Source organism: Ignavibacteriales bacterium, from assembly GCA_016700155.1.
Taxonomy (GTDB): domain Bacteria; phylum Bacteroidota; class Ignavibacteria; order Ignavibacteriales; family Ignavibacteriaceae.
The window spans coordinates 3538759-3563600 of the sequence record CP065001.1 but is presented as its reverse complement, the minus strand read 5'-3'; the positions used below and the strand labels follow the sequence as shown (position 1 = coordinate 3563600).

30 protein-coding genes are annotated in these 24842 nt (G+C 37.3%); all 30 read right to left on the bottom strand.

Features of this window, described 5'->3' with window-relative positions:
* Entirely contained in the window at nucleotides 1–1359 is a 1359-nt protein-coding gene (flgK, locus tag IPM56_14845) for a flagellar hook-associated protein FlgK (GenBank protein ID QQS35510.1), read from the bottom strand.
* A 1-nt stretch (nucleotide 1360) separates the two neighbouring features.
* Entirely contained in the window at nucleotides 1361–1807 is a 447-nt protein-coding gene (locus IPM56_14840) for a flagellar protein FlgN (GenBank protein ID QQS35509.1), read from the bottom strand.
* A 7-nt stretch (nucleotides 1808–1814) separates the two neighbouring features.
* On the bottom strand, nucleotides 1815–2630 hold the full coding sequence (locus IPM56_14835; GenBank protein ID QQS38324.1) for a transglycosylase SLT domain-containing protein: 816 nt from the start codon (nucleotides 2628–2630) through the stop codon (nucleotides 1815–1817).
* A gap of 5 nt (nucleotides 2631–2635) precedes the next feature.
* Complete coding sequence (locus tag IPM56_14830) at nucleotides 2636–3730, bottom strand: flagellar basal body P-ring protein FlgI (protein ID QQS35508.1); 1095 nt, start codon at nucleotides 3728–3730, stop codon at nucleotides 2636–2638.
* 7 nt (nucleotides 3731–3737) lie between these two features.
* Nucleotides 3738–4310, bottom strand: a complete 573-nt coding sequence (locus IPM56_14825; GenBank protein QQS35507.1) for a flagellar basal body L-ring protein FlgH — start codon at nucleotides 4308–4310, stop codon at nucleotides 3738–3740.
* Nucleotides 4311–4313: 3 nt separating this feature from the next.
* On the bottom strand, nucleotides 4314–4961 hold the full coding sequence (gene flgA, locus IPM56_14820; GenBank protein ID QQS35506.1) for a flagellar basal body P-ring formation protein FlgA: 648 nt from the start codon (nucleotides 4959–4961) through the stop codon (nucleotides 4314–4316).
* A 2-nt stretch (nucleotides 4962–4963) separates the two neighbouring features.
* Nucleotides 4964–5764 carry a flagellar basal-body rod protein FlgG gene (gene flgG, locus IPM56_14815; protein QQS35505.1) on the bottom strand — a complete coding sequence of 267 codons (801 nt, stop codon included), beginning with the start codon at nucleotides 5762–5764 and terminating at the stop codon, nucleotides 4964–4966.
* A 15-nt stretch (nucleotides 5765–5779) separates the two neighbouring features.
* The gene (locus IPM56_14810) at nucleotides 5780–6487 is read right to left on the bottom strand and encodes a flagellar hook-basal body protein (GenBank protein ID QQS35504.1); all 708 of its coding nucleotides are present in this window, start codon (nucleotides 6485–6487) and stop codon (nucleotides 5780–5782) included.
* Nucleotides 6484–6768, bottom strand: a complete 285-nt coding sequence (locus IPM56_14805) for an EscU/YscU/HrcU family type III secretion system export apparatus switch protein (GenBank protein QQS35503.1) — start codon at nucleotides 6766–6768, stop codon at nucleotides 6484–6486. The genes IPM56_14810 and IPM56_14805 overlap by 4 nt, the downstream gene beginning before the upstream one ends.
* Nucleotides 6755–7906: a flagellar hook-length control protein FliK gene (locus tag IPM56_14800; protein QQS35502.1), complete on the bottom strand. Its 1152-nt coding sequence runs from the start codon at nucleotides 7904–7906 to the stop codon at nucleotides 6755–6757. The genes IPM56_14805 and IPM56_14800 overlap by 14 nt, the downstream gene beginning before the upstream one ends.
* Nucleotides 7888–8580: a hypothetical protein gene (locus IPM56_14795; protein ID QQS35501.1), complete on the bottom strand. Its 693-nt coding sequence runs from the start codon at nucleotides 8578–8580 to the stop codon at nucleotides 7888–7890. The genes IPM56_14800 and IPM56_14795 overlap by 19 nt, the downstream gene beginning before the upstream one ends.
* Complete coding sequence (locus IPM56_14790) at nucleotides 8577–9878, bottom strand: HAMP domain-containing histidine kinase (GenBank protein QQS35500.1); 1302 nt, start codon at nucleotides 9876–9878, stop codon at nucleotides 8577–8579. The genes IPM56_14795 and IPM56_14790 overlap by 4 nt, the downstream gene beginning before the upstream one ends.
* Complete coding sequence (locus IPM56_14785) at nucleotides 9875–10759, bottom strand: HDOD domain-containing protein (protein QQS35499.1); 885 nt, start codon at nucleotides 10757–10759, stop codon at nucleotides 9875–9877. The genes IPM56_14790 and IPM56_14785 overlap by 4 nt, the downstream gene beginning before the upstream one ends.
* Nucleotides 10760–10771: 12 nt before the next feature.
* Nucleotides 10772–11647, bottom strand: coding sequence for an HDOD domain-containing protein (locus IPM56_14780; protein ID QQS35498.1), 876 nt, complete (start codon nucleotides 11645–11647; stop codon nucleotides 10772–10774).
* A complete protein-coding gene (locus tag IPM56_14775; protein QQS35497.1) occupies nucleotides 11640–12269 on the bottom strand; it encodes a sigma-70 family RNA polymerase sigma factor in 630 nt (209 codons plus the stop codon). The genes IPM56_14780 and IPM56_14775 overlap by 8 nt, the downstream gene beginning before the upstream one ends.
* Nucleotides 12270–12292: 23 nt before the next feature.
* Nucleotides 12293–12496, bottom strand: coding sequence for a hypothetical protein (locus IPM56_14770; protein QQS35496.1), 204 nt, complete (start codon nucleotides 12494–12496; stop codon nucleotides 12293–12295).
* A gap of 92 nt (nucleotides 12497–12588) precedes the next feature.
* A complete protein-coding gene (locus IPM56_14765) occupies nucleotides 12589–13446 on the bottom strand; it encodes an AAA family ATPase (GenBank protein QQS35495.1) in 858 nt (285 codons plus the stop codon).
* On the bottom strand, nucleotides 13443–14579 hold the full coding sequence (flhF, locus tag IPM56_14760; GenBank protein ID QQS35494.1) for a flagellar biosynthesis protein FlhF: 1137 nt from the start codon (nucleotides 14577–14579) through the stop codon (nucleotides 13443–13445). The genes IPM56_14765 and flhF overlap by 4 nt, the downstream gene beginning before the upstream one ends.
* On the bottom strand, nucleotides 14569–16617 hold the full coding sequence (flhA, locus tag IPM56_14755) for a flagellar biosynthesis protein FlhA (protein ID QQS35493.1): 2049 nt from the start codon (nucleotides 16615–16617) through the stop codon (nucleotides 14569–14571). Before flhA ends, flhF begins: the two co-directional genes overlap by 11 nt.
* Nucleotide 16618: 1 nt before the next feature.
* On the bottom strand, nucleotides 16619–17704 hold the full coding sequence (gene flhB / locus IPM56_14750; GenBank protein QQS35492.1) for a flagellar biosynthesis protein FlhB: 1086 nt from the start codon (nucleotides 17702–17704) through the stop codon (nucleotides 16619–16621).
* The gene (fliR, locus tag IPM56_14745; protein QQS35491.1) at nucleotides 17705–18481 is read right to left on the bottom strand and encodes a flagellar biosynthetic protein FliR; all 777 of its coding nucleotides are present in this window, start codon (nucleotides 18479–18481) and stop codon (nucleotides 17705–17707) included. It abuts the gene before it with no gap.
* Nucleotides 18478–18747, bottom strand: coding sequence for a flagellar biosynthesis protein FliQ (gene fliQ, locus IPM56_14740; GenBank protein QQS35490.1), 270 nt, complete (start codon nucleotides 18745–18747; stop codon nucleotides 18478–18480). Before fliQ ends, fliR begins: the two co-directional genes overlap by 4 nt.
* The gene (gene fliP / locus IPM56_14735) at nucleotides 18747–19505 is read right to left on the bottom strand and encodes a flagellar type III secretion system pore protein FliP (protein ID QQS35489.1); all 759 of its coding nucleotides are present in this window, start codon (nucleotides 19503–19505) and stop codon (nucleotides 18747–18749) included. The genes fliQ and fliP overlap by 1 nt, the downstream gene beginning before the upstream one ends.
* On the bottom strand, nucleotides 19502–19849 hold the full coding sequence (gene fliO, locus IPM56_14730; protein ID QQS35488.1) for a flagellar biosynthetic protein FliO: 348 nt from the start codon (nucleotides 19847–19849) through the stop codon (nucleotides 19502–19504). Before fliO ends, fliP begins: the two co-directional genes overlap by 4 nt.
* Nucleotides 19849–20259, bottom strand: a complete 411-nt coding sequence (gene fliN / locus IPM56_14725; GenBank protein ID QQS35487.1) for a flagellar motor switch protein FliN — start codon at nucleotides 20257–20259, stop codon at nucleotides 19849–19851. The genes fliO and fliN overlap by 1 nt, the downstream gene beginning before the upstream one ends.
* Nucleotides 20260–20268: 9 nt before the next feature.
* Nucleotides 20269–21255, bottom strand: a complete 987-nt coding sequence (gene fliM / locus IPM56_14720; GenBank protein ID QQS35486.1) for a flagellar motor switch protein FliM — start codon at nucleotides 21253–21255, stop codon at nucleotides 20269–20271.
* Nucleotides 21256–21257: 2 nt separating this feature from the next.
* On the bottom strand, nucleotides 21258–21827 hold the full coding sequence (locus IPM56_14715) for a flagellar basal body-associated FliL family protein (protein QQS35485.1): 570 nt from the start codon (nucleotides 21825–21827) through the stop codon (nucleotides 21258–21260).
* A 168-nt stretch (nucleotides 21828–21995) separates the two neighbouring features.
* Nucleotides 21996–23663 (bottom strand): flagellar hook-basal body complex protein, encoded by a 1668-nt coding sequence (locus IPM56_14710; GenBank protein QQS35484.1) that lies wholly within the window; start codon nucleotides 23661–23663, stop codon nucleotides 21996–21998.
* Nucleotides 23664–23766: 103 nt separating this feature from the next.
* Nucleotides 23767–24144, bottom strand: a complete 378-nt coding sequence (locus IPM56_14705; GenBank protein QQS35483.1) for a flagellar protein — start codon at nucleotides 24142–24144, stop codon at nucleotides 23767–23769.
* The gene (locus IPM56_14700; protein QQS35482.1) at nucleotides 24144–24839 is read right to left on the bottom strand and encodes a flagellar hook capping protein; all 696 of its coding nucleotides are present in this window, start codon (nucleotides 24837–24839) and stop codon (nucleotides 24144–24146) included. Before IPM56_14700 ends, IPM56_14705 begins: the two co-directional genes overlap by 1 nt.
* Nucleotides 24840–24842: the final 3 nt, after the last annotated feature.

Here is a 24842-nt window from a genome sequence, read left to right as displayed (position 1 = left end):
TTACACCATATTGATTAGTGTTTCCAGCATTTCATCAGCAACCTTTATTAATTTTGCCGATGCATCGTAAGAACGCTGGAATTTTATAACATTTGTCATCTCTTCATCAATCGAAACACCTGAATAAGATGCGCGCTGCATATCAAGCTGCTCAAGTATCAGCAAGCTTGATTCAGCAGATTGCGAAGCTGATAATTTTTCATTTCCAATCTGGCTTACCAGATTACCGTATATATCGCCCAGAGTGGAACCATTTAAAATCGTTTGATTCATCAATTCAGAAATCTGCAAAGCAATCTCTCCGTTGCCGGAGGTTCCATCTGCAGAAGCGGCGATGAGATTAGGGTTATTGATGATATCATTATTTATTGTAAGGAAACCGTTCGTAAAACTTTCAAAGAAATTAATATTCGTCTGCGGAGGATCAGTTAAAGTATGACCTGTTGTATGAAGAGCATTAACTGAATTAAATAACTGGTTAACTACTTCATCAACTTTATCCAGGTAGTCGGGAATCTTGTTTGAATAAACATCGGATAAAGCGTGAAGTTCACCGCCGATTATATTCACATCAAGATTGGAATCCGTTGTTGTTAATCCAAGTTTTCCGTTTGTTGTTTTTATCTTAAATTCTGATGAATGATTCCTGTTAACCGCAAACACGCCGCCAATGGATATGCTGACCATATTATCACTGTCCATTGAAACAGTAATGTTTGTAAGCGTGCTTAACTGGTCAATCGCTGCATCCCGTTGATCAAGTAAATCGTTAGGCGAATATCCCGCCACACTTGTTTCATAGATCTGCTGATTAAGAGTTTTGATTTCTGAAAGAAGTCTGTTTAGTGTATTTACACCTTCTTTATATTCACTTAAAGTATCATTCTTTATTACTTCAAGATTATCGTGAATACTTTTTACTTTTGATGAAAGTTTTTGCGCGGCATGCACAACGTTGCTTCTTAAAGGTGTTGAGTTTGGTGAAACGGATAATTCAGTCCATGAACTGAAAAACTCATTCATCAAACTTGATAATCCCAGTTCGGATGGTTCGGAAAAAGCTTCTTCTACCTGTCCCAATAGTTCTGATTGTTTGTAGCTGCTTGCAAACTTGTAATTATTTGTTCTTATCTGTGAATCGTTCATCTGGTTACGGGCACGCAGAATATTGTCAAGTTTAGCACCTGTTCCCCAGATAAATCCGGCAGTTATTTCCGGAGTCTCTGTGGTGATTAAAACTCTCTGTCTTGAAAAATTCGGATTAGACGAGTTAGAAATATTATGAGCAGTAACATCAAGCGCACGCTGATAAACTGCTAAAGACCTTCTTGATATATCAAATATTCTGCTGATACTCATTTTACATCCTCTTATCTAAGAGTTGACTCCCGCTTGTTCCAAATACCAGGTTAACTGTTTCCTTAATAAAATTTCTTGAGTGATTTATCAACTGTTTATTCTGGTAATTAACTTTAGTTATATCTGTGATAACTGTTTTTATTGCATCCGATAGTTCTGTTATTTTCTGAACCAAAGGATGATTGACGTTTCCTATTTGCTTTAAAAAATCACTAACACTTAACGATTTAATTTTGATCGAATAAGCGCTTGATAAGTTCTTCATTATTTCTTCACGGTTCTTTTCAGTCATTTCAATTTTTTGAAGAACCTTTTCCTCAAGGCTGATGCTTTCCTCAAGCGAAGTAAGATTATTTTCCACCAATGCTCGTTGTTGCTTCTGTACAACACCAAGAAACTCCTGAAGATTTGATTGCTGTTCGGTTAAAGAATTTAATAGTTCGTTCATCATCATCTCATATTTGATTTAAATGATTGTAATATCCGAGAACTCTCTGGATATAATTCCTCGTTTCTTCAAAAGGAGGAACACCATTATATTTATTTACATTGCCCGGACCAGCATTATAACTGGCAAGGGCAAGCTTCAAATCCCCATTATATTGTCGAAGCATTTCGCTTAAATATTTAGTCCCGCCGAAGATATTTTCGCGGGGATCCCACACGTTTTTTACACCCATATCAGAGGCGGTTCCATCCATTAATTGCATTAAACCTTTTGCTTTTGCTGTTGATAAAGCACGTTCATTTCCGGCAGATTCTGTTAAAACAACCGATTTTATAAGGTTTTTATCCAACCCAAATTTATTAGCTGCATCTTCAATTATGTTTTCATATTTATTCAGTCTTTTTAATGACTGATTGGTCGGTTTGATAGTATGATTCTCTGGAATATCTACTTTCAGTTCTAATTTTGGTTTAGATTCAACCGGGTTCATATTTATTTTGACCGGCTGGTTGGGCATTTCTTCGCCGGTTATTTTTTTGTACAACATCTGGGCAACACCAAGACTCTGTTGATTTGAAATGTGCGTTGCAAGTTCCGTTTCAAAAATTGTGTTAAAGAAATCACCGCCGTAACTCTCATCACCGAATAAACCGTTCGTTGTTGAAGTCATACTCTTCAACATCATAGATGTTAAAAGACTTTCAAAATCTTTTGATGTCTTTGCAATTTTGAACTTCTGTTCGTCGCTATAATTTTTTGTTATAGCAGCCGACTGCTCAAAGTGTTTTTTCGGATCAGTTATTTTTAATTTTATTTCGTCCATCATTATCAGATGATTACTAATTCTGCAACCAAAGCTCCGGCTTCTTTTAACGCCTGGAATATTTGGATTATATCAAGTGGTCTAACCTTTAATGAATTTAAAGCTGCAGCGACTTCCTGTACGTTTGATGCACCTTCAATTGCAATTGAGTTTGTTGAATCCTGTGTTGCGTAAGGAACTATGTTGTTGAATACTTCAGTTCTTCCTGAAGAAAAAGCTCCCGGCTGTGAAATGATTGGATATGATCTTATGGTTATGTTAAGATTTCCATGTGAGATTGTCACAGGAAGAATTTTAACATTACTTCCGGCGACAATTGTTCCGGTTCTTTCATTTAAAACTACTTTTGCTGTGTTGTCTATTGTAACTGGAATTGATTCAAGTTCAGCAATAAATCCTACAATATCAGCTTGCCTGTCAGCAGGAACTTTAACTTTTATTTCTGTTGCATCTGTTGATATTGCAGTGCCGTCTCCAAACTTTCCATTAATAACAGTTGTAACATTAAATGATGTTGTCATATCAGGTTTGATTAGATACAAACTTAAATCCTGGTTTGATAATGGATTTTGTTTAACTGCTTCTTTTAAAACACCACCCATTGGAACTCTACCCGCAAGAGTTTGATTTTTTGCAACACGATTTCCGGTGGGTGTATTTATATCATAACCTCCGACAGAAACCGGACCTTGTGCAAAACCATAAACTGTTCCGCTCATTCCTGAAAGGGGAGTCATAAGTAAAGTTCCGCCTAACAGACTTGATGCATCACCAAGAGATGAAACTGTAACATCAAACTTAGCCCCTGTTTTCAGGTATGAATTTAATGTTGCTGTAACCATAACTGCGGCAACGTTTTTTGTTCTTAAATCAGATTGAGGAACGGTTATTCCAAATCTTTTTAACATACTTGTAATGGACTGAACTGTAAAAATTGATCTGTGACTATCACCGGTCCCTGATAAACCAACTACAATTCCATATCCGATTACCTGTTCGGAATTTTCTCCTGTCAGGTATGTAATATCTTTTATCCTCTGTGCAAAGGATAAAGAGTGAATGAATAATACAAACGATAAAATCATTAACAACTTTTTCATATTCATCCTAAAATATCCAGTGGAAAAATTTTGTTAACCAGCCTGGGTTTTGTGCGTCCTGAATCATACCTGAACCTTCAAATACAATTTCTGCTTCAGAAATATTATACGATAACACAGAGTTATCAGCAGATATATCTGATGATCTTACAATTCCTTTTATGTTTAGAACCTGTTCATCACCATTGATTACAATTTTTCTGCTTCCTCTTATAAGAAGGTTTCCGTTTTGCAGAACAGAATCAATTGTAGCGCTGATTTTAGTGCGTATCATCCCTGTCGTTTTTGTTGATCCGGCTCCGCGGAAATCATTGTTGCTGCCAATACCAACATCAACAGAAGGAAGCTGCGTATCATCAAGTCCGCCGCTGAAGTTAAAACCAAGGTCACTTTTTTTACCTGTTGAAGTTTCTGCATTGTTTGATGCTTGCGAAGATTCAACAACAAGTATTGTAACAGCATCACCAACCCTGTTTGCTTTCTGATCTGAGAACAAAGAACTGAATGAATTGTTCCGCATATCCTGTGCAAATAATGTTGGTACAGTGATTAAAATTAAAAGGGTGAATATCGTTTTCATTTTTTACTCAATTATTAAAACGTTTTGTGAATCAAGGACCCGTGCCCTAAACTGTTTTTTATCTTTTGTTTGAATTTTTATGGTTTCACCTTCAGCACCATCCTGTTTGGCAAATGCTTCAACAGTTATTAAAACATTACCTGAACGTGATTGCGCGGTTATTTTTTCACCGACTTTAATTATTGGTGCCGTGGTCAGGTATTCATAAATCAAAACTGAACCTTGGGGAATATTTGATTTAACTATATAGTCATTCAATTCTGAAATTGTTTGAACAGGAGTGCCGCGCATTTGTGTGATGTCTTTAGTTTCAATTTTAATATCTGAAATTGCAATGCTCTCATTCCTTTTTATTTGTCTTGAAGCAATGAACACTTCTTTAAATAAACGCATACGCAAAATGAGATGATTCTTTTGAGATGAGTTATCAGCATAAAAAACTTTCACAGGAACGGTTGCTAAATTTCCGTTCAGTGTGAAAAGACCGCTTTCATCAATTGAAATGCTTTTATAATTCTCAGGCTGATTGATTATCTGAAATTCAAATGACGAATAACCAGTAAGATTATTCTTTAAATATTCCTCAACTGAAATTTTTAGCTGATCATTTCCATTAAACATTAACAATATGTTAAGCAGTATTGCTAACATCATTAACCGCGTTTAAGATTGTTGGTCATTGTCATCATCTCTTCAACTGTCTTAACAGTCTTGGAGTTTATTTCATAAGCTCTCTGTGCGGATATCATTGAGATCATTTCTTCAACAATATCTACGTTGGATGCTTCAAGGTAGCCCTGCATCACTTCACCAAAGCCATCTGTACCGGGAGTCCCAAGTATCGGGTTGCCTGATGCTTCAGTTTCAGCATAAAGATTTTCACCAAGTGCATCTAAGCCGCCGGGATTCATAAATCTTACCAGTTCAATACTACCGATCACAAAACTTTCTCCGCCGACCTGGTGAACTTCTACTGTGCCGTCTCTTCCGATTGCTACACTAAGCGCATCCTGGTCAAGAGTTAGTTCGGGATCAAGAACATAACCGTTTGTAGTAACAATCTGTCCTTCTGAATTTATTTTGAATGAACCATCTCTTGTATACACAAACGATCCGTCGGGTTTTCTTATCTGGAAGAATCCTTCACCCTGGATTGCAACATCAAGAGGATTGTTTGTCGGTGTAACATCGCCTTGTTTAAAAAGTTTAGATGTGGAAGAAGTCTGTACTCCGTTACCAACCTGAATTTTATTTGTTGCCGAGTCATAAATACCCGGAGTCTGAGATGATACCGGCTGGACGTTTACATCCTGGTACATAAGATCCTGGAACTCGGCTTTATTTTTCTTAAAGCCGGTTGTGTTCATGTTTGCAATGTTGTTCGAGATAATTTCAATGTTAAGCTGTTGAGCGTACATTCCCGAAGCTGCTGTTCTTAATGCTCTTGTTGGCATTTTCTCCTCCTGTTATTAAACTCTTCCAATATCCACTGCTTTTTCAAGTGACTGATCGAGTGCTGCGATCATCTTGCTTGCAGTTTCATATTCTTTGTTGATCTGTATCATCGATTCCATTTCGATGATAGCATTCACATTCGATTCTTCTAAATAACCCTGTTTGATTTCGAAATCACTTTCACCTGCTAATTGAAATTCATCATCAACAGTAATGAAACTTGCGCCGTCAATTCTTTTAGGCTGCTGTAGATTATCAAGATGAGCAATTAAAAGTGTATCAACCGGCTGTTCACCGATTTTTATCTCGCCTGTTTTTGAAATTGATAAGGTCTGGTTCTCATCAAACTTTGTAGTTGTTAAATTTATTTCGCCGTTTCTTCCCATAACCCTATAGCCCTGGTCGTTTACAAGAAAACCGTCATTCGATACATTAAATTTTCCGTTACGTGTAAATTCAAGCCCGCGCTCGGTTTTAATTGTGAAAAATCCTTTCCCATTTATAAAAAGGTCAAGCGGGTTTTCGGTCGGGATAGCATCACCCTGGTTGAAGTCCGTTATATCCTTTACAACCGGTTGTGATACCTGAGAGAGAATTTCAAGAAAAGGGACTTCTCTTTTATAACCTGTTGTATTCAGGTTTGCAATGTTATTTGCAACCGTGCTTATGTTCTTCATCTTCTGATCAAGACTTCTGCCTGCAACATAAATTCCTTTTATCATATTATTCCTGCTTTCTCTTTTTCTTCGAGTTTATAAACGAATGCTAATATTTCAGCAACCGCTCTGTATACTTTTACCGGGACTTCATCGCCAACTGTTAAAGGATATAGTGATTCGAATAACATCTCGTCCTGTTGAATAAAAATATTGTTCTCCTCACCGGCTTTGATAATTCTTTCTGCCAGTTCACCTTTTCCTTTTGCAAGAATTGCCGGAGCGGAATTGGTTTCAGCATCATAGCCCAAAGCAACGGCACCCTTAATTTTTTCAGGCTGTAGCATTTATACTCCTGTTTGAAAAAGTTTGAGTTATAACTGTCGAATCATTCTGACCAAAAGCATGTGCGGTTATGGATGAAATCAATCGGGCTTTTTTGTCCAGTGAATTTTTCAACTCTGCTGAATTTGCTTCAATTATTTTTTTTGAATCTGATGTACTTATGAAATTTACCCGCATACTCCCGTTACTATAATATCCTTCAATGTTAATCCTGCCAAGAGCCGAAGGATTCATCTGAAGTTTGAAAAACAATGTATCATCCTGTATGCCTGCATTTTTTAATTCATAGGAAGCATACTCCAGCGAGTCATCTGTATTTATAAGAAGCATTCCGTTTGTTAGTCCCGCTCTTTTTCTGTAGTATGTTTGCATTGAGTATGAATTCAGAAGAGAGTAAATGGATGAGTTTTTCAATTCCGAATTGTTATCCAGCCATTCAGATAAACTGGATTCAAAATGTTTCATGATGTGCAGAAGCATTTTTGAATCACCGCTGATTGTTTCCGGCTGAATTATCAACCAGTTATTAAGTGACGGAAACAATTCATCGTAAGGATTCTTTTTATAAATGTGGTTCAGTTCAATAAGAATCTTTTGTGCAAGGTCTTCAAAACTGTAATAGAAATGCTTCAGGTTTTTCTTATCAAAATCTTCAAAGCTTTCTGCAGACCAGATAAGTTGAGCAAAAAGTTCAACCGAACTTTTGTCAATCTCGGTATCTCCGCTTTCAATAAGTTCTGCAAGCTTTTTTATCTTTGACTTTAATAACGGTTTATCGGTTTCGATAAGAAGCTGTAAAATATTTTTTGTATCCCGGGTTATGGGCAGATTAAGTTTCATTAACACTTCAGAAAGTATTTTATCTCCCGGTATAAAACCGAAAAGGTTATTCAACCTGAATACAGTCGGATTATTATTAACTACGATTGCTAACAGGTTTTCACCGATGCTGGCAGGAACAGGAAGTCTTGTTTCAAAAACTTTACCGCCTGCAAGTATCCGGTATAATGATTGGGCTTTGTCAATAACAGTTATATCAACAAGTGAATTTATTTTTAATGCTGATTTCGGGAGTGTTATTTCCTGAACCGGAATCACATCAAAGACGGGGAGTATCTTGCTTATTGCTGTGGTGTACATGATTTGGATAATTCAAATGATTTAATTTTTGCGGCAAGCATAAGTTCACCTTTTGCGATGTTAAGATTTTTTGCTGTCGATGAAACTGATTTTTCCAGGTCACCCATTGTGTCAGCAGATTTTTTTAGTGCCGTTCTTAAACGGGATAATTTTTTATCGGCTGATTTAATAATTTTTTCTTCACGCAAAAGGTTGATATTCTGCTTTAAATTTTTAAAACCTGATTTCCGGTTTATCCTTATTCTTCTGAAGGAAACAACACCTGCAGCAAGTAAAACCGCTGCTGAGAGGACGGTTACACGGTAATCAATTCCGCTTTCTTCCTTCTTTATGTTTTTGGTTATACCTGAAGTGTTGAACTCAACCTTAATATTATTGTTAAGATTAGCAGCCGGTATTACAACAGCGCTGTCAGTCTCTTCTGATTTTTGATCCGATACTGATAATGAGGTTGAATCAATTTTAACTGAATCAATCTGATCAGCTAAAGTTTGCTTTAGCAGAGCTGATTCTATCTGTCGGCTTACGATTTCACTGATGTTAATCGAATCACCGGATTGTGTTTCCGTTACAACAGCAATACTGTCGAGATAAATTTTCTGCGACAGAGCGGAACTGCTCATCATTAAATAGTTAAGTGAGACCAGCAATAAAAACGGGCAGAGTTTTTTCATTTTCTTAATTTTCTTTTTAAAGGAAAACTTAAAATTATGGTTGAACCTTTTGACAGGTCTGAACTTGCATCAACATTACCTTCGTGTTTTTTCATCAGGTTGGAGATTATCTGCATTTCAACGCTTTGTTCAGCCTTATTAAGTTCTTTGATAAAAACTGTTGTGATTATTCTTATATGAATTTTCTCCTGCTGGTATTTGGTCTGAAGAAGTATTCCACCCTCATCGCTTTTCGTAGAACCAATCAGACTGAAAACATTTGTTAATAGCTGGCTTATATAGTCAGGGTGTGTTAAAACAGGAGGAATGTTTTTTTCAAAATCGAGTATACATTCTACATTCTTAGCTCTTAAAGAGGATTGTACAACGCTGTAATAATCGTTGATAAGCTCATTTACGCTGCAAGGATAAATTTTTATCTGCTCATCACCGACATCAGCAAACTTAACAAGCCGGCTGATCACGTTCTCAACTTTTTTAACCTGGCTTTTTATGTTGTCAACAATCCCCGCATCTTCATCATTTATTCCTTTGCTTAGGTAATCTGCATTGCTCATGATTACCTGCAATGGTGATAAAATATCTTCAACTATTCCTGATGTGAGCTCGCCTATCGCGGAAAGTTTAAAATCATTGGAGAGCTTTGATTGATAAACCTGCATTTCCCTGTATGTGGAAACAAGTTCGGATCTTGCCTTGAGCAGTTCAAGTTTTGTTAATGTTGAGTTAATAACGATGCGGACCAGTTGATAATCTTTTCCTTCTTCACCAAGATTCTGAAGAGAAGTCAGTATCAGTAGTATACCTTTATTCTCAACTCCTTCTGAAATCGGAAGCAGGATATAATTATATTTTCTTTCATTCAGTTTATATGAACTTAGTTCTGGAATTATTTTAGGTTTACCAGTTTCAAATATCCAATCGATTATCCCTTCTTTGTAAGCCGAATTAATGAAACGCAGCAGGCTTTGATCGCAGTTATTTCGTACTGCTTCAAATTGTGATTGTGATTTATTAAGAAGAAAAATTTCAGCCTGGGATGCCGGGATGATCTGCTTTATAACTGAAGAAAATAATTCGGCAATTTCCTGTTCATCATTAAGAACAGAAACTTTTGCAGAGTACCTGTTAAATATCGAAACGAACCTGTTCTCAACTACGGATTCCTGAACTATATTGTTTTCAGTACCGTTAACAACAAGCTTAAGTTTTTTTACCGGATCACCGTTCCGGTCAACAACCGGTAGTGATTTTTGAAATGATTCAAATCTAAGATTATTTTGTTTTATGACTCTCAACTGATATGCCTTATCGCTTCTAACTGGTTTGTAAATAATTCATTGTATCGTGCTATAAATTTTTCAACATCGTCTTCAAAATGAAATCCAAGCGCTTTGATAGCATCAACATCCATTACAAGGTGATCATCCCATTTAAAATTTCCGACTCTTAATGTTTTTGTCATAAGATCAGCAAGGTGAATGAGCGATGGCAGAATTACATTGCTGCTGTTCTCTGTCGGAGTATGATGATTTAACACTGCCTGTGAAAGTGTTGATGGGAAATTCCATCTTTCCATAAGAAAATTTCCTATCTGTTGATGGTTCATCCCGAGTACTTCCATCTCTGCTTCAGGATAAGTATATCCTTTTGTATTTACGAGATCACAAATGGTCATAAAGTTTGAATGCAGATACCTGTGCATTACGGATACTCCCATCTCATGCAGAAAACCAACGATGAAAGCTTCACCGCTGTTTGAAAATCCAAGATCTTCGGCAATACGTTTTGTTGCGGTACCTGTAAGGAAAGAGTGTATCCAGAATTCTTTCTGATCAAGATATTTATCAGTTTTATTTCTGAATGACTCAATCATCGAAAGCACAGAAACGATGCTTCTCAGTTCACTAAACCCGAGTATCATCACCGCAAAGTCAATAGTTGTTACTTTTCTCTGAAGACCATAAAGAGGGGAGTTGGCTATTGTTAAAATCTTTGTTACAAGTCCCTGGTCTTTGGAGATCACCTTACTTAATTCAGATGTACTTGTTTTTTCATTTTCGATCAGTTTTAAAACCTCCGTAATAATTTTTGGAATAGGAGGGAGGTTGTAAATATTTGTCAGCACCAATTCTGTTTTGGATTTTCTTTGCTGTTGAGTTGAAATCATCGTCATCATAATTTTTTCTTTTTAATTGTTTAGTGAATCAAGTTGGCTTTGGAATAATTTTTCATAGCTGGCTATGAAGTTGTTTAGATAATTTTCATCCCCAAGATTTAAAATTGAAATAATCTCTTTATCTAATGCTATTTTGTTGTCCCACTCAAAATGTCCAATGTTTAATCTTTGCGTCATATAATCCGCAAGATGAATTATTGATGTGAGTGTTTTATTTTCCTTTGACTGGGAAGGTGTGTGATGATGAGCAATTGCATCACCAAGCACTGAAGGCAGGTTCCACCTGTCAGCCAGGAACTCACCGATCTCCTGGTGTGTTAAACCCATCACTTCATTCTCGGCTTCAAGGTACGAGCAGTCGTCTTGTCTTACCAGTTCACAAATACTTTTGTAATCATCGTGCAGGTATCTTTGAATAACTGAAATACCAAGGTCGTGCAGTAATGCTGCAGTAAATACTTCACCAGATTTTCTGTAACCGAGTTCATCCGCTATTCTTTTTGCGGCACTTGCCGTTGTAAGTGAATGCACCCAGTATGCTTTTTTATTCCATGCCGGATCAAAACTTTCCTTAAAAGCCTCCATCATTGAAAGAGCGATGACAATATTTTTTATATGATCAAATCCAAGCACTACAATTGCAAAATCAATTGTAGAGACCCTTCTCGGAAGACCATACAGAGGTGAGTTAGCTACTGTAAGTATTTTTGCAACCATTCCCTGGTCAGTGCTTATTACTTTACCAAGCTCTGAAGCATTGGTAGCGGGATTATCAAGCATACGGGAAACTTCCAGCATCACAATAGGTATTGAGGGAAGATTCCTTATGCTTTCAAGGTTAAACTTTTTTATAGCTGCAGTTTTAGTATTTGATTGAGTATTAGTCATTTAAAAACACAAGTTTATCTTTTAACAATTCAAGTATTCGTGAATGGATTTGTGACACACGCGAAACGGTTATCTTTAAAATTTTTGCTATCTCTTTGTAGTTTAGGTTTTCGTAGTAGTATAAACTGAGTATTAAGCGGTCCCTTTCTTCCAGTTCCTTCATTGCGTTTACGAGCATTTCCTTTGCTTCAATTTTTTCAACTGTAACGTCAGGTATTTCTTCCTGGTTGGGTATCATTTCATAAAGCATATATCCGTCTTCATCATCATAGGAACTGTTAAGAGATACGTTTGAATAGTAAACTTCATTCTGGCTATCCGCGGTTACAGGTCGTGGTTTGATCTGGATCTTTCTCAGCTCATCTAAAATTTTTCCCCTGATCCTCTGGATTGCGTAAGTTTCAAACTTGGTTCCATAATCAGGATCAAACCTGTCAATGGCTTCACTCAACCCTTCGATACCAAATTGAAAGTAATCTCTGTCATCGAGTATTTCCAGGTTTACGAATTTAGAGTGGTGAATAACGTAGTGAACGAGGCTGGTATAATTCATCATAATTTGTTTTTTAAGACCTGATGAAGGGGAGGTTTTATATTCCGTCCATAAGTTTGTGTTGTTCATTCCCTTACTTCCTGCTGTTTATCCTACAAATCTTTTTGTTTATTAATTGTACTTTTGGTTATCGAGCGCATGAAGAGTAATGTGAGTATGCTCAGGATAGTAGTGGTAAGAATAAAAACTACGGTGGATTTTAACAGAATACCTTCCAGCGGTTCCCCTTTCTGGCTGAAGAATATTATTGTTAAAAAGAAGACCAGCAAACCGAAGTGAAGTACTATTTTATTCATAACCTTTTCAATTTTTCAGATGATAAACTCAAAGACTATACCACCGGAACGCGAATGAAAAGATCAGTTATGTGTTGATAAATAAAGGGTTTTCAGCGGTTATGCTGATATGCTGAAACTTTAGATTGGTTAATATTGGCCAGTTGAATGAATTCAATTAAACCCTGTGAAAGCTTGCGAACCTGACCTGCGGATTTCGTGTTCTGGTAATTTTTAAGAAGTACTTCCTGGTCAATAATTGATTTTCTTACAAGTGAATCCAACAGTACAAATCCGAGCAGGTGAAGATCTTCACTAAGAAAATGTTTTGATGCGACATTAAGATTATTGAATGCCATTGCTCCTTCTTCATCAGTCGAACACTTATTCACGATCACAATATTTTTATGGGCGTAGCCGTTGCTTTTTAAAAGCTTTACCATAACATAAGCATCCATCACCGATGTAGGCTCCGGTGTTGTTACAATTACATTGAGTGATGAGTGAAGCAAAAAATTTATCGTGTCATCGTGTGCGCCTGCACCGGTATCCAGAAAAATGTAATCATAATCTGCGGAGACTTTTGAAAGATGACTGAACAAAAGTTTTACCATTTCAGGTTTTGGAATATCATAATCTAATTTTCCTGAATCACCGAAAATTATATGAAGATTATTTTCGAAAGGCGTGATAAGTTCGGGAAGCAGTTTCCTTCCGGTGAAGAATTCATTTAATGTTTTTTTTGAATTCATATTTAGAAGGATATTCACATTCGACAGGTTTGAATCAAGATCGACAAGGAGAACTTTCTTGTTCAACTCGGAAATTGCATACGCCATATTAACTGCCAGAAAAGTTTTACCTGTTCCTCCTTTTCCGGAAGTAAAAGCAATCGTCTTAACTGCAGTTTTTTTGTTCTTTCCGTTTTTCAGATTGTTTAGTTCAACAACCCTTTCAACCTGACCTATCATTTACTGAACTTTCCTGTATAAATCATTTTTGCAATAAACTCAGCATCGGCAGATATTATATCATCCGGAATAACCTGTCCGTTAGCTAAAAATATTGTTGGCACTTTAAAGTTAGATACCATGTTTAGAACATTACCGAGTGCTACGGCTTCATCAATCTTTGTGAACATCAACGCTTTATAGTTGAAGAGTTTAAAATTTTCCGCAACATCAAACAAAGTTTTAGTAGTGCTGGTAGCGCTCATTACAAGATAGGTTTCATCCACTTTAGCTGCATCAAGATATTGTTTTGTCTTTAAAAGATATTCTTTGTTCTTCTGACTTCTTCCGGCTGTATCAATAAATATCAGATCTTTTTTCTTAAACTGGTTTATAAGTTTAGGGATATCATCCGGTTCATAAGCAACAAGCATATCGATATTACTTACCTCGGAAAAAATTCTTAACTGGTCAATTGCTCCGAGTCTGTATGTATCAATTGATATCAACCCGATGTTAAGATTGTGAAGTATCTTTGAAATTACAGCAAGCTTTGCGATACAGGTTGTTTTACCAACTCCGGTAGGACCAACCAGTGCAACAATTTTCGGATTATCTCTTTTGACTAACTGAAAACTTGTTGTCGGTATCATTGATGCGATTGAAGAAACAACGTAGTTATCGATGTTGGAAGAATGAAGGAAACTCTTGTACTTCTTTAATTGATTAAGAATAGAAGTGATAATTGGTTTCTGAACTTCGCGAAGTAATAAGGTATCAACAATTTCTTTTAATTCTTTTTCAATGTCCGAATTGCCGTTGTCTGATATTTCATCAAATACCGGCAGCCGTTCCTGTACAACCTTACGTCTTTGTTTATCCTTTTCCGCGTAGATCTTTTCTGATAGATTTTTAAGTTCACGGGCGAAACTTTTTTCATCCTCAGCTTCTTCAACGGCAGTATGTTTCATCCCGGGCATTTTATCAAATGTATCCTCGATGCCGGCGGTAACTTCAAACATTTTCTTCTTACCATACTTGTTATTGCCTTCGATGATCCTTGTGCTGAGAATCAGTGAATCACTTCCGAGTTCACTTTTCATTTGTTCAGTTGCGTCTTTAAGTGTCGGGGCAACAAATTTTTTAATTTGCATTTGAAACCTCTATCCTGTCTATTAACTCAATTTCTATCTGTGATGGTAATTCCGAATATGACAACACAATAATATCCCTGAAGCTTGAATTGATTAACCTGTAAAAGTATGGTCGGATTGTCGCCGATGTAATTATGAGCGGCAAATAGCCCAGACCTTTAAATTTTTCTACAGTTTGTTCAAGAATATTGTTAAGCTCACGAAGCACGTTCGGGCTAAGACCCAGCGTTTGTACGGCTTCCTTCTGGTTCTGTAATGATTTTGTTATTGATGATTCAAGTACTTCACCGAGTGCTGCTGCGTGTATTATTCCGTTGCTGTCTTTGTGAAGGCTTGCAATTGTATCGCCTATTGAATGACGCACGTATTCAGTTAATACATCTATGTTCTTAGTTACTTTCGAATAGTCGATCAATGCTTCAAGAATCTGTACAAGATCTTTTATAGGAATAAACTCTTTTAAAAGATTCTGGAGTACCTTTTGAATTGTCCCGATTGAAAGTGCATCCGGATGAATATCTTCAATTACAGCCGGGTAATCCTTCTTAAGATTTTCAAGAAGTTGTTTAACAGCCTGCCTTGTTAATATTTTATCGAAATTTTGTTTCAAGGTTTCCTGCAGATGTGTTGACAGAACTGAAATACTATCGACCACCGTATATCCGAGAACTTCAGCCCTGTCTTTTTCCTGCGAAGTAACCCAGTAACTCGGCAGGTTAAAAGCAGGATCCTGTGTTGGTATTCCGTTAAGTGTTTCTGCTATGCCTCCGGGATTCATTGCAAGAAATCTGTCGGTATAAATTTCAAATGTTGAAGCAATGTTGCCTTTTATTTTTATCAGGTATTCGTTCGGCTCAAGCTGGAGATTATCTCTTACCCGAACCGGCGGAATTAATATTCCATACTCAAGCGCCATAAATTTTCTTGTTGAAGAAATTTTCTGAAAAAGATTTCCGCCCTGTTTTTCATCAACAAGACTTATAAGCCCGTAGCCAATTTCAATTTCAATTGGGTCGACTTGTAAATATTGTTCAACTCTTTCTTCTGTCTGTTCGGGTGCAACTTCTTCCTCTTTAACAACTGTCTGTACTAGGGAACGTTTTTTCTTAGTCAGATAAGATGAGGTGCCCAGTGTAATGCTTAACACGACGAAAGGTATTGTAGGCATTCCCGGTAAAGCAGCAAACAATAAAACCATTCCTGAAACTGTTGCAAGTACGCGCGGGTTTGAGAACAACTGCGTTTTCATTTGTGAATCAAGCGCGGTGCCGGCAGCGCTTCTTGTAACAACAAGACCGGCGGCTGTGGCAATTATCAGCGCCGGAATCTGAGATACAAGACCATCACCAATTGTAAGTATTGTATATGACTGAAGTGCATCACCAAATGTTAAGCCTCGCTGTGCGACACCAATAATAAATCCGCCGATGATGTTAATACCATTAATTAAAATTCCCGCTACTGCATCTCCCTTTACAAATTTACTTGCACCGTCCATTGCACCGTAGAACTCTGCTTCACGACTGATTTCATCTCTTCTTTTGCGTGCGTCAGCTTCAGTTATTAGTCCGGTATTCAGATCAGCATCAATAGCCATTTGTTTGCCGGGCATTGCATCCAGAGTAAATCTTGCGGCAACTTCTGAAATTCTTCCTGAACCTTTCACGATCACTATAAACTGGATGATTACAAGAATTATAAAGACGATAAATCCTACAACGTAATTTCCGCTTACAACAAATGACCCGAAAGTTTCAATAACTTTTCCGGCATAACCATCAATCAGTATTAATCTTGTGGAACTGATATTTAATGCAAGTCTGAAAAGAGTTAGTACAAGCAACAAGCCGGGGAAGACAGATATATCAAGAGGTGATTGAATATACAATGCGACTATCAGTATCAATACTGAAAGTGTAATGTTGAGTGCAAGAAAGAAATCAAGCAATCCAGCCGGAAGCGGGACCAGCATAAGGGCTAACATAAATATCAACCCGAATGCAAGTATTAAATCTGAATTTCTTCCTAATGATTTCACGTTATACTATCGATCTTTTTTTCTTTTCATTTTTTAATTGGTAGACATAAGCCAGGATTTGTGCTACCGCTTTAAATAACACAGTAGGAATTAAGTCTCCGATGTCACACATTTTATATAACATCCTTGCAAGTTCCCTGTCTTCATGCATCGGTATATCATTTTCTGCTGCAATCTTTTTAATTCTTTGAGCAAGCTCATCTACGCCTTTAGCTAATACGCGGGGAGCTTTATCCTTCTGCATATCGTATTTCAATGCTATGGCATAGTGTGTAGGGTTTGTTATGATAACATCAGCCTTGGGAATATTCTGCATCATACGTTTTTTTGCAGCTTCATACTGAAGTTTTTTAATCCTCGATTTAATTAAAGGATCACCCTCACTCTGTTTAAATTCTTCTTTCACTTCCTGTTTGGTCATCATCATATCTTTGTTAAACTTTTTTCGCTGATATAGAAAATCAATTGCAGCTATAGCCGCAAATACCAACGCAACTTTCCATAGGAATGAATAAGCCGCGTCAAGCAGGTATGAAACGATTTCAGAAACAGTAAGATCAGTTAATGATGGCGAGTTAATTACAAAATCGTAAAGAACTAAGTAAGTGAACAATCCAATCACTGTTAGTTTAGCGAGTGCTTTGCCGAATTCAACAAAAGATCTTGATGAAAAGAACAAACTTTTTATTCCGTTGATAGGATTAAGTTTATTGAATTTTGGTTTTAATGCCTTTACGCTGATCTTAAATCCGACCTGGGAAATTCCAGCAATTAACGCGACAACAAAAATACCAGCGAACACAGGTCCGATTGTTATAACAAAAAATGCTAAAGCCTGTGCGGCGTATCCCTGTATCATATTTGCGTTTAGTTCAAGCACATCAAGTGAATTAAAAATTTTTATAGACATTTCGGACATTTGTGTTCCCAAATGACTTTGACTTATTAAAACAAGAAGTAGTCCCGATGTAAATATTGCAAAGGAGTTTATCTCCATACTTTTTGCAACCTGACCTTTATCGCGTGCTTCCTGCAGCTTTTTACTGGTAGGTTGTTCGGTTTTTTCCTGGCCGTCTACTTCTGCCATTTATGAACCCATCGCTTTAACAAGTGTGAAAAGATTATTCTCATAATCCTTCAAAAGAATTTTTATTACATAGATACAAAACGGAACCGCGATCATAATCAGTAAAAACCCAATCCCTATTTTCAAAGGTTGAGTCACAAAAAATATCTGAACCTGGGGCATCACGCGTGCAATTACTGCTTCACCAAGATGTACCAGGAAAAATGAAACAAGTATCGGTGATGAAATCTTAACAGCAATTATAAATATTGATGCTGAGTATTTTACAAGAAGATCATAAACGGAGGCATTGATTGAAAACTTACCGAGCTGAACAACTGAAAATGAATAAGCCAGACCTCTTATTAAATAATGGTGTCCGTTGATAAGAAAAAAAACGAGCAGCGCAGAGATGTAAATCACTTCACCGACCACGTTATTGTTTGTCTCTTCCATTGGATTAAATACATCGGCAATTGTTAAACCCATGTCAAATCCTATTATGTGTCCAGCAAATGAAATTCCGTAAAACACGAAATTCATCATGAAGCCTATAATCAGTCCTGTAATAATTTCTTTGACAGCAAAAAAGAAAAGCGACCATACAGTGATATCAAACTTTACCTGTGCCGTGTCAACAGAAAGAAAAACTATGTAAGCAATTACAAACGAGATAAAAATTTTGGGAATTACCGGTAATGCTTTATTGCTGAAAACAGGGGAGGCAACCATAGCAGATATTATCCGCAAAAAGATCAAAAGAACCAGGACAAAATCAGCTACAAGTATGTTAGTCATCGGACTACCGTGGTAAACATTGTGAATAGTTTGAGTGTAATGTTTATCATCTTGTCCATCATCCACGGCAGCATAAAAATTATTGCGAGTGCTGTAATTAAAATTTTAGGAACAAAAGTTAATGTCATTTCCTGTATTGATGTAGCGGACTGGAAAATCGAGATGATTATACCTACAACAAGCGAAACACCAAGTACGGGAAGCAGGACAAGAAAAGTTGTGAAGAAAACTTCCTTCATTATTTCTATAATTAATTCTTCTGTCATTATTGAATACTCCTCACAACAGAGCCTATTATCAGGTTCCATCCGTCAACTAATATGAATAGAAGAATTTTAAAAGGAAGCGATATCAGCATTGGAGGAAGCATCATCATACCCATTGACATAAGAATACTTGATATGATCATATCCACCATAAGGAAAGGTATAAATAAAAAGAAACCGATTATAAATCCTGCTCTGAGTTCACTGATTGCGAACGCCGGAACCACTATGTATGTAGGTAATTCATTCCTGTTTGCCGGACGCTCCAGTGACGCAAGCCCGATAAACAGTTCCAGATCTTCATCCCTTACATTTCTGAACATAAAACTTCGTATTGGTTCAATGCCTTTATCATAAGCTTCATTGACTGTAATCTTGCCATCCATTAATGGTTTAAGCGCTTCATCATTTACCTGTTTCCAGGTTGGAGCCATAACAAAAAATGTTATGAACAACGCAATGCCCGCGAGCAGTTGTCCCGGAGGCATTGATTGTGTTCCCATAGCACTTTTTAAAAAGTGAAATACGATTATGATCCTGAGATAACATGTCGTCATAATCATGATAGAAGGAGCTAATGAAAGAATAGTCATCAGGAGCAGAATCTGGAGCGTTACAGAAATATCCTGCGGCGAATCGGAAGTACCAACATCGATACCGATTTTAGGCAATGATATCGTCGGGTTCTGCTGAGCAGGGGTAAGTCCAGCAGTAAGAACGAAGAAGATTACCAGTATCAATAAAAAGTACTTTTTCATTTTATGCCGAGATTTTTTTTGAAGATATCTTTGAAGTCCAGCTTTACATCGCTGTCGGCAGCTGACTGCTCCTGATCAATTTCATCAGTACTGTCAAGTTCTTTAAGAAGTGTTATGGATGCATCACTTATACCGAGTACAAGCAGTTTATCCTGAACTTTAATAATTGAAATAAATTTTTTGGGAAGTATCATTTGAGTTGCAAGAACTTTTACGTTCAGCATTTTGATATTCTTTTTCCGGAATGAAAAAGAATATTTCTTTACCAGGTAAAGAACGAGATAAAGGAATCCAAGAAGAAAAATTAAAGGTAGTACCGTCTTCAGAATATCGAAGAATGACATCAGTACAATCCCTTTAACCTGTTATTCGAATCGTGAAGGTTTGTTATTCTTATTCCGAAGTGTTTATCGATAACAACTACTTCGCCTTCAGCGATTTTTTTATTGTTGACATAAATATCAACCGGCTCGCTTGCAAGTTTATCAAGCTCAATTACGTAACCGCGTTCAAGTTCAAGAACATCCTTAATCTGCATCTGTGTTTTTCCAAGTTCGATATAAACATTAAGCTGAAGGTCTTTAAGGAATTCCAGCTTATCCTCGCCGTAGCCGCCATGTTTAAATGATTCATCGAATTCGTCAAAGTCCGCAATTGCGCCGCTGACTTTCAATGAACCGTTTGTGCTGTCGGGAAGCGATTCAGGTTTAGTTTTTCCGGGGTTGTTTTGTTCGTTTAATATTTCTTCACTCATGTTTATACCTTAAAGTAAATTTTCTTTTTGTTCGATACGTTCAGTAACCTTAATTGCTTTTTTGCTGTTTACTGTTCCGGCTCTGCCGAGGAACATTTCTTTATTCCCGATTTTAATTTTGTGTTCATCGGAAATTTTTGTGCTGAGTTTTATCACATCACCTTTTTGAAGTTCAATCAGTTCATTTACTGATATCGAGGCTTTGCCGAATTCAACTGAAACAGGTAAGATGGTTTTGTAAAGCTGTGACGATATTATTTCCTGAGCCGTTGTGCCCTGGTATTTACCGGGACGAATGGCAGAAAGTTTTTGAGATGACATTTTTGTCAGTATAGTATCAAACGCAAATAAAGCGAAACAGAGATTCATCATATAACTCTGCTCACCGAATGTTATCTCAAAACTAATAAGCAATACTGATTCACTTTGTGAAGTGATCTGCGCAAAATCAATGTCCGGTTCAAATCGCTCAACAGCAAAATCAAAAGAATCAATTGCCTGCCATGCTTTTTTCAGATCAAGCATAATTCTTTCTACCACTACATTAAGCACCATCTGTTCAATAGGTGTTATTATCTTATTTGATTTTGTTCCCAAACCGTTTCCGCCGAGCAAACGGTCAACCAGGGCAAAAGCAAAATCAGGACTTAGCTCAAGTATGCCTTTTATGTCCGTATTGTTTATATCGAAGGTAAAGAGACATGCGGGATTGGAAACTGAAAGAACATATTCTGAATAATATATCTGATCGACAGATGTGACATTAATATTTACAATTGCCTGCAGCTTGCTGACAAGGTAGGAAGCAAAACTTTCTGAAAAATTTTCGTGAACATTTTTCAATGTACGAAGCTGGTTTTTAGAAATACGGTTAGGCAGACGGAAGTCAAAAGGAATAACTTCCTTTGTTTCTGTCGGCGCAGGCTCTTCCGCTGTACCGTCTTTCATTTTGTTCAGAAGAAGATCAATCTCCTGTTGTGAAAGTACTTCTGCCATAGTTATTGAAAAATATATTTACTGAAATAAATGTTGTTGATATTGACCCGCGGTATTAATCTTTTGATTTCGGATGAAAGTTCTGTTCTGATTGTATCGCGGTAAGCTGAATTGTTTAACTGGACAATATCTTTTGAAGATAATTTTGAAATGACCATGTCTTTCACCAGCACTTCCTTACTCTGAAGTTCCTTCATCTCTTCTTCGGTTGCAATATCAAATCCGACTGTGGTCAGTAAAAATCTTTTACCTTCAGTTCCTGCCGGATTTACAATTACATCTTCAACAAGAAAAATGAATTTACCCAGTTCAACATTCTGCTGACTGTTCTGTAACGTATCAGCATTTTCTGTCTGCTGTCCGTTTTCACTTTCGCCTCCAGCCAGTTCAGGATTATTCTGATGTATCTTACTTAAAAGAATATTGGCTGTTACGAAGTACACAATTAATAATTGAAGTATGAACAACGGAACACCGAAGATAAATACCTTCGGGTTTAAAGCTGATTTTTTCTTTTCCGCCGGAACTTCAATCGTTTCGTTTGATTCGGGTTTTTCGTCTTTTGTATCCATAAGTGGTAATTATTACTCAATAGATATGCCAGCAGATTTTTTCATTGTTTCAATTGAATGTCAGCTATTCAGCTTATTTATTGGTTATTATTAAACACCTGGCTGAAATACCAGATTAAAAAGAAAGCCCGTCAATTGACGGGCTTATTCGATGGGTCTTTGTGCGTGTTACCTAATTAGATTGGTAATTTCCTGGAGTAAAGTATCAGCAGTTGTAATCACCCTGGCGTTCGCCTGGAATCCTCTCTGTGATACTATCATTTTTGTAAACTCTTCTGAAAGATCAACGTTTGATTGTTCAAGCGCACCTGACTGAACCGTTGTTCCTGTTTCTTCACCAAGAGCTCCGATTCTCGGTTCACCTGAGTTTGCGTATGCTGTGTACATGTTGTCACCAACACTTATCAAACCATTAAGGTTTTTAAATGTTGCAACCATCACCTGTGCAAGTGTCCGTGAATTTCCGTTCGAGAAAATACCAACTATGTTTCCGTACTGATCAATGTTGATATTTGAAAGTGATGCGGATGCAGCACCGTTCTGGCTCAATGCAGATATAACTGAACTTGCTGATGTTTGTGTGATACCTTCAAATCCTTGTCCGAAATCAAGATCAAGCACTACAGGATTTGCGCCGCCTTTAGGTGTAAATGTTAACTGAGGATTAGTTGGTGAAATATTTGCCGGATCAAGAGTACCATCAGGGTTAAATGTAACTGAACCTGTTGTATATGCTTCAAGTCCGTTATCAGTACTTGTGGCCGGAACTGATGCTTTGAATAGCCATTGATTATCTCCGATCTTTGTAAATCGTATTGTAACCTGGTGTGAGGTTCCTAACGAATCAAATATTGTAACTGCACCAGTTACTATGTTAGGTTGTCTGTTACCATCTGCAGAGAGGCTTAATGTTGAGGTTGCAGAATTCTGTGTGATTTCTGTTGCATCAAAAGTAAAGTCGAGATTGCTGCTTGGAATATTTACTCTGTTGTTTGTACCGTCAAATAAAGCCACTGAAGCTGCATTAAGATTCCAGTTTCCGTTGCCATCATCTTCAAATTGTAAAGGTGTTATTTGACCGGTGCCTACCTGGTTGGGGGGAGTTTCACTATCAAGAACTTCCCACGTTAATGTATATTCATCCGGGTTAGCTGTTTTAGCATAAGACATTCTTAATGTATATGCTTCTCCCAATTCGTTATACACGGTTGTTGTTGTTTCAAACGGACCCGCCAGTGCTGAATTAATATTTCCTCTTTGTACAACTTCTTCAGTTCTTGTTAACACTGAATTACTTTTTAAGTTTCCGCCCCATTCGATCAGTGTGGTTGCGACTGCAGGCAGTTTAAGATTTGTATCGATGATGATATCTTCAAGATTATTTCCAGGAGGAACAACGCCTTCATCGTTTGCAACTTTACCCTGAACAATTGCGCCGTTCTGTGGACTTACTAGTTTACCGTCAGCATCAAATACAAAAGCTCCGGCTCTTGAGAAGAAGTTCTGTCCGTCACTCTTAAGCACAAATAAACCGGGTCCCTGTAATGCAAGGTCGGTTGCTATTCCTGTTCTTTCAAATGTTCCCTGGTTCCAGTTTCTGTCTATCGAATTAATTTTCATACCAAGACCAATCTGGAATGAGTTTGTTCCGCCAGTTGTTTCGGTAGGATTTGTTCCTGCTTTTACAAACTGGTTGAATGTATCGCTGAAAGTAACGCGGGAACCTTTGAATCCGATTGTGTTTACGTTTGCAATGTTGTTGCCGATTACGTCCATCATTGATTGATGATTGCGTAAACCTGATACACCTGCGAAAAGAGAATTGAGAAGTGCCATTGTAACCTCCTAAGGTTTTTAAGTTATTTGTCCCGGCATCAGTCAGTCAGCCGGAACCAGAGCGTCCTCAAAAGGTCCCGCTCTATTGTTGTTATTTATTTTGTTATGTAAAAACTACGCTGTCTATATTCGTAAAAACATTTTCATTTGATTCACCAACAGGCAATGCTGTAACAACAGTCCTGTTAGGTATGTTTATGATGAATGCTGTATCCTGCATCATCACCAATGAATCCTTTGATCCTTTTTGTTCTGCTTTTTGTACCGCTGAATTAATTTTGTTCAGTTCTTCAGATCCAAGAGTAATGTTTCGTGATTCTAATCTTTTAAGTGCGTGGTTAGAGAATTTTATTTTTTCAAGTTCCTGCTGGAAGATTGAATCAAAACTAACCGCGCTGTCAGGAGTTGAACTAACCCTGGATAGGCCGTCATTCTGAACTATTGGAATAAATGGTACGCTTATACCGTTTATCTCTGCCATTATCCTTCGCCTCCTCCTGTCTCCGAAGGCTTAATGATCTCGAGTATATCGGATAACATGTATTCGATGTTGTCTACCAATAGTTTGGTACCGTATTCACTGAATCTCAGTCCGTTTATTGTTCCCCATTTGTATGATTCGACGGCCATATCCTTTTCGTCCATTGTCTTTGCAGTTATTTCAAATCTGTATTCACCGTTAGGTACTTCGTTGCCATTATTATCGAGAAAATCCCATGAAAGTTTATGGTCACCTGCGTCCCTGGGAACATCATCAATTGTTCTTACCAAAACACCGTTTTTGTCATAAATATTTATGGTCACTGTTGAAGCATCTGCAGGCAGTTTATAACCCAGCTTTGCTTCTTCCTGTCCGTTAAACTGAATTTTATCACCCAGCAGTTTTACTTCTTTGCCGATCAATGTGGCTGTCATTGTATTGTTGATTGACTGGGTCAGATAGTAGTTTGCATCAACACTTTGTGTCATCAGTTCATTTAGGTTTGAAAGTTGTTCAAGCGAACTGAACTGAGCTAATTGCGCAGCAAACTCAGCACCACCGAGCGGGCTGAGAGGATCCTGATATCTCAACTGAGTCAGAAGGAGCTTCATAAAATCATCTTTGCCAAGTACTCCGTTCGCGCCTGCTTCGGTATAAACGGGACTTGTCGATGAACCTGATATTCCTGTTAACATTCT